The organism is Gilliamella sp. Choc6-1, assembly GCF_001690385.1.
GTDB classification, from domain to species: domain Bacteria; phylum Pseudomonadota; class Gammaproteobacteria; order Enterobacterales; family Orbaceae; genus Gilliamella; species Gilliamella apicola_A.
Genome location: NZ_LZHI01000030.1, coordinates 1 through 5,574 on the forward strand (window position 1 = coordinate 1; position 5,574 = coordinate 5,574).

Annotated in this window: 6 protein-coding genes and 1 pseudogene; 5 read left to right on the top strand and 2 right to left on the bottom strand. The window is 36.5% G+C overall.

Annotated features, from left to right (window positions below):
* Nucleotides 1-456: pseudogene (locus A9G36_RS04345) on the top strand (hypothetical protein); the annotation flags it as partial.
* Nucleotides 457-715: 259 nt separating this feature from the next.
* Here A9G36_RS04345 and A9G36_RS04355 read toward each other — a convergent pair.
* Nucleotides 716-1,564 carry an IS3 family transposase gene (locus tag A9G36_RS04355; protein WP_141670619.1) on the bottom strand — a complete coding sequence of 283 codons (849 nt, stop codon included), beginning with the start codon at nucleotides 1,562-1,564 and terminating at the stop codon, nucleotides 716-718.
* Nucleotides 1,552-1,851, bottom strand: a complete 300-nt coding sequence (locus tag A9G36_RS04360; RefSeq protein WP_065585449.1) for a transposase — start codon at nucleotides 1,849-1,851, stop codon at nucleotides 1,552-1,554. The genes A9G36_RS04355 and A9G36_RS04360 overlap by 13 nt, the downstream gene beginning before the upstream one ends.
* A gap of 290 nt (nucleotides 1,852-2,141) precedes the next feature.
* Here A9G36_RS04360 and A9G36_RS10395 point away from each other — a divergent pair, with 290 nt between their 5' ends.
* From A9G36_RS10395 to A9G36_RS10270, 4 genes are all read left to right on the top strand, one after another.
* Entirely contained in the window at nucleotides 2,142-4,259 is a 2,118-nt protein-coding gene (locus tag A9G36_RS10395; RefSeq protein ID WP_065585450.1) for an RHS repeat-associated core domain-containing protein, read from the top strand.
* A gap of 10 nt (nucleotides 4,260-4,269) precedes the next feature.
* Entirely contained in the window at nucleotides 4,270-4,545 is a 276-nt protein-coding gene (locus A9G36_RS04370) for a hypothetical protein (RefSeq protein ID WP_034947390.1), read from the top strand.
* 95 nt (nucleotides 4,546-4,640) lie between these two features.
* Entirely contained in the window at nucleotides 4,641-5,333 is a 693-nt protein-coding gene (locus A9G36_RS04375; RefSeq protein WP_065585451.1) for an RHS repeat domain-containing protein, read from the top strand.
* 5 nt (nucleotides 5,334-5,338) lie between these two features.
* Nucleotides 5,339-5,574 (top strand): AraC family transcriptional regulator (locus tag A9G36_RS10270; RefSeq protein ID WP_065585214.1); only part of this gene is annotated, 236 nt, incomplete at its 3' end.

Consider the following 5,574-nt stretch of genomic DNA (forward strand, 5'->3'; position numbering starts at 1 on the left):
CCGAATTTTTATGCGTATGTGCATGATTCGAATACGATGGTTGATGTGTTCGGGCTTAGTGAGTGTTCTTTAGATGAATTAGTAAAGAAGGCGTCTAAGTGGCAAGGTCAGGGAGATTATCCAGGTATCGACGACTGGGTAGTAGGAAAGCTAAAAAAAGGTGATATTATTTATGGAGGGGTTCCTGGACAGTCAGAATTTTATTTATCTAAAGCAAGTCTAGAAGCTGCAAAAGGTTCAAAAGAAGCCTTATGGAAAAGTTCTCAAGTTAAGGCACATGATGTATTTGGTTACAGATCGAAAGTTCAAGCATATGAAGTACTAAAGGATACAGATGTAGCTACTTCTATAGTTAAGGCTAATCCTCATTTAGGAGATGGTGGAGCCGTACAATATTTTGTTGATAATTTTAGTGATGTTTTAAAGCCAGTGGGAAATACAATTGATTTATTTTAAAAATTATGGAAGTAGAAGATATTAAGGTCTGTGAACCAATTAGTATATTAGTTAATATTTTTTTGAATCATGGGTTTAAAATAATAGAAGAAAAAGTTAGTGACTACCATTTTCATGAATTATATTTTAAGTTAGAAGGTAAATATTTTGATGGCATTGATAATATTAATGTAGATAAAATAATAAGACAGAATACTAATATATTTTCATGTAATTGTCATTGGTCAATAGTAGAATTAGTTGGAATGGCAACACATTTTCAAACAAAAAAATTAAGGGGTAAGTGTTTTTTAAATTCAACGGGAGGCAAGTAGCCTAACGAAGAATGTAATCGTTTATGATTATACCAATAAGCATAAGCCGAAAAAGCGCGTTGTAACTCAGCCGTTGAGTTAAAACGTTGGCCTTTTACAAATTCCGTTTTAATTGTTTTAAATGTCGCTTCCGCTACCGCATTATCATAAGGACATCCTTTCTTGCTTAATGAATGCGTGATATTAAATGTCTTAAAACAATCCGCTAATAACCGATTATCAAACTCTTTACCTCGGTCTGAATGAAATAAATCTAATTTCGATAATGGCATTTTAATTTGGCTTAATGCCGACATAACAAGCTCTGCTGTTTTATGTTGGCCAACATGGTAACCGACAATCTGCCTATCGGATAAGTTCACTAAAACACATAAATAGTTCCAACGTTGCTTAACTTGAATATAGGTTAAATCCGCAACAACAATTTGTTTTTTATCACCTACATCAAATTGTCGTTGCAGGTGATTTTCTGTGGCGGTTTCATTCACTTCCGTATTGTGAGATTGATAACGTTTAACGGTGTATTTTGATACCAGCAATAAGGCTTTCATCACCCGAGCAATGTAACGGCGTGACACCCAAATATTCTCTTTTTGTAAATCAAAACGAATTCGTCTTGTACCATAAGACTGATAGCTCTGATTAAATAGCGTCACGATTTTATTGGCATAAAGCCCTACTGATTTTTGTCTATTCAATTTACACTGATAATAAGCATAATATCTTGATAATCCTAAATATTGACATAGCTTTGTTATGCTATAACGATGTCGATTTGCTTTTAGGATAGCGATTTTCGCCCTATTATCAGTGCTGCTTGCTTTAGAATATCGTTTTCCATACGCAGCTGTTTAAGCTCTTTACGCAACGCGATTAGCTCTTGTTCTTGTGGACTGCGATTATCTTTTGTTTTAAATGAGCCACTTTGGCTTGATTGCGTTATCCAACGGTCCAATGCTGATGGCGTCAAATCATATTCTGCAACGATTTCACTACGTGATTTACCATGTTGATAAAGACTGACCATTTGGTGTTTAAAATCATCTGTGAATGTTCGTCTTTTGCGTTTAATCTTATTCATATTTGTTCCTTTTTTAGTTGTGATAAGTTTACCTTACCCCTTAAAAAAGTTGTATGAATTAGTGTAGCCGATCCAAGTGTATACTTAAAAAAGAAAAAGTATATTCAAAAAAATTAATTTTCCACAAAATATATTCAAAATAAAACCCAAAAGCCAACCTAAAAAAGTTGGCTTTTTTATTTAAGCGTTGAGTTTATCTAAGAGTTAAAGTTCGAAACGCAAAAAATGAAATCTACCAATTCTTTAGAAATCCCAGGGGCGATATCAACCGTGAAATTGCTTTTGACCGCATGGCTACCGATTATATACGAGACCGAGCGGGAAAAGTCATTAAAAGTAACAAAAGCGGAGGAACTTGGGCTTTATACGAATACGATCTTAAAGGAAACATCATTCGGCAAGAATATTCGGATGGAACTTGGGAAACGTTCGAATACAATAAAAACGGACAACTTGTAGAAGCCCGCAATCAAGATAATTGCGTAAAACTGCTAAGAGACCCGGCCGGACGTGTTATTGAAGAAATACAAAGCAGCGGTTTACCGGGAGATAAGGGACAGCAGGTTAGCAGCACCTACGATGATAAGGGCTTTCGAACGCAACTGAAAAGCTCACCGGGGGCATACATACGCAATACTTTTGATGATCAAGGAAATTTGCTTACTCTTACCGCCGACATAGAAGCGGAAGAAACTAACACCCAATGGAAAGCTCAAATAACTCGTAACGGGCTCGGGCAAGAAATGGAAAAACAGCTCAACGGGCGTATCAAACTTACCACCGCTTACGACAAACAGGGACGGATTATTTCCCATCAAGTGTATCAAGGCAGTAAAGAAACTTATAATCGACAATATAACTGGAGCCCGGGACATCAACTTAAAAGCATCCTCAACGGATTAACCAAGGGTAAAACTGAATTTACCTATGATTCCTTCGGAAGTTTGGCCAGTGCTTGTTACCAAGACGGCAGTTATGACTACAAACTTCCCGACGAAGTGGGAAACCTCTATTCCGATCCGCATCAATCCGACACCGTATACGGCGCATCGGGTAAAATTTTAAAGGATAAAAAGTGGAATTACATTTACGACCCATCGGGAAATCTTATCTTAAAAACCTCTCGTAAAGTGGCCCTCCCTCCCACCTCTGCCCACACCCGGTTAAAAAATTCTCCTTTTGCTCTTGACTCTCCCACCACTCAAAAAGGGTTCTGGATAGAAGATTTAGATGACAATGAATTTGACCGCAAGGCCGAAATACGGCGATATTCTAAGTCTGAGCTCAAACAATACGACCAAATACGAAAAAACAGAACGCTGGAAAATGCTGACCCGCCACAATGGCAGTCGGGTGATTGGGAATATCAGTGGCAAGGAAACGGCATGCTCAAAGCGGTGCGCAATCCACAAGGAGAATGGATTCGCTTTGAATACGACGCATTAGGAAGAAGAACAGCGAAAATTGTCCACACCAAGATTTATCGCTATCTTTGGGATGGAAATGTTTTATTACATGAATGGCATTATGAGCGTGCACGGCGTCCTAAGGTTATTACTGACGAGCTGGGAATGCTTATTTTGGACCAACCCGAACCGGTCGAAAACCTGACCACTTGGGTTTATGAAGAAGGAAGTTTAGTCCCCACCGCAAAGCTATGCGAAGGCAAGTCCTACTCGATTGTATCGGACTATTTGGGCCGCCCCGCGCAGGCCTATGATGATAAAGGAGAACTGGTTTGGCAGGTGGATTTTGACATCTATGGCAGAATACGGGAAGATACCTTAAACAATAAGCCGTTTATTCCGTTCAGGCAACTAGGGCAGTATGAGGATGTAGAAACGGGGCTTTATTATAATCGGTTTAGGTATTACGACAGTAATACAGGAACTTATATAAGCCAAGACCCGATAGGGTTAGCAGGTAACAACCCGAATTTTTATGCGTATACGTTTGATTCGAATACGATGGTGGATGTGTTCGGGTTGAGTGAGTGTGGGATGGATAAGATGCCCGATCCTTACAAAGGAGTGAAAGAGGCGTCTAATATGATGAAAGAGTTAGGACTACCTAGAAATATAAGAAAACAGGTCTTACAATCATTTGAAAGTGAAAATATAATCATCAGAAAAGCTACAGCTAATGAATTTGGTTTAAGGTATCATGATAATGGAAAAAACGCATGGCCGAAGGGTAGATACTTATTTGAAACTTTTCCAGCTACTAGAAGTGAATTAGCGGTAAAAATGGATTGGAACGAAATGACTTATATTAGTCAATTTAAAATTAAAGAAGGTACAACTATTTTTGAAGGTAGGGCTTCTTCACAAGGTTTAGGTTTACCTGGTGGGAAAGTTCAAAAATACATTTTAGATTCGCCCGATACTGCATTATTTGACATTAATTAAGATTTAAAGAATGAAAAACTTATTATTAAAAATAGAAAATATAAAAGAGAGTATTTTAGATAATGATATTAAAATAAGTGAAAATCAGAAATGTGTTATTAATAAATATTTAGATAATGTGAAAAATAATATTTTATCAGATCAATATATTGATTTACCTGCAGGCGATAAAATACAGTATTTTATTATTGATTCTTGGGATTATACTAATAGTTTAACAAATGAATTATTGTATATTATTCAATATTATAAAAAGCTTATAAAAAACCATGAAAAACTCAAATAAAAAATTTATAAATCATTTGGGTTTATGAAGAAGGAAGTTTAGTCCCCACCGCAAAGCTATGCGATGGCAAGTCCTACTCAATTGTATCGGACTATTTGGGCCGCCCCGCGCAGGCCTATGATGACAAAGGAGAACTGGTTTGGCAGGTGGAGTTTGACATCTATGGCAGAATACGGGAAGATACCTTTAACAATCAGCCGTTTATTCCGTTCAGGCAATTAGGGCAGTATGAGGATGTTGAAACGGGGCTTTATTATAATCGGTTCCAATATTATAATCCTGAAAGCGGCTTATATATAAGCCAAGATCCCATAAAACTTGAAGGAAATAACCCGAATTTTTATGCGTATGTGCATGATTCGAATACGATGGTTGATGTGTTCGGGCTTAGTGAGTGTTCTTTAGATGAATTAGTAAAGAAGGCGTCTAAGTGGCAAGGTCAGGGAGATTATCCAGGTATCGACGACTGGGTAGTAGGAAAGCTAAAAAAAGGTGATATTATTTATGGAGGGGTTCCTGGACAGTCAGAATTTTATTTATCTAAAGCAAGTCTAGAAGCTGCAAAAGGTTCAAAAGAAGCCTTATGGAAAAGTTCTCAAGTTAAGGCACATGATGTATTTGGTTACAGATCGAAAGTTCAAGCATATGAAGTACTAAAGGATACAGATGTAGCTACTTCTATAGTTAAGGCTAATCCTCATTTAGGAGATGGTGGAGCCGTACAATATTTTGTTGATAATTTTAGTGATGTTTTAAAGCCAGTGGGAAATACAATTGATTTATTTTAAAAATTATGGAAGTAGAAGATATTAAGGTCTGTGAACCAATTAGTATATTAGTTAATATTTTTTTGAATCATGGGTTTAAAATAATAGAAGAAAAAGTTAGTGACTACCATTTTCATGAATTATATTTTAAGTTAGAAGGTAAATATTTTGATGGCATTGATAATATTAATGTAGATAAAATAATAAGACAGAATACTAATATATTTTCATGTAATTGTCATTGGTCAATAGTAGAATTAGT

Coding starts and splice junctions, on each gene's coding strand:
- A9G36_RS04360 (WP_065585449.1), bottom strand. CDS start 1,851: ATGAATAAGATTAAACGCAAAAGACGAACATTCACAGATGATTTTAAA.
- A9G36_RS10395 (WP_065585450.1), top strand. CDS start 2,142: ATGGCTACCGATTATATACGAGACCGAGCGGGAAAAGTCATTAAAAGT.
- A9G36_RS04370 (WP_034947390.1), top strand. CDS start 4,270: ATGAAAAACTTATTATTAAAAATAGAAAATATAAAAGAGAGTATTTTA.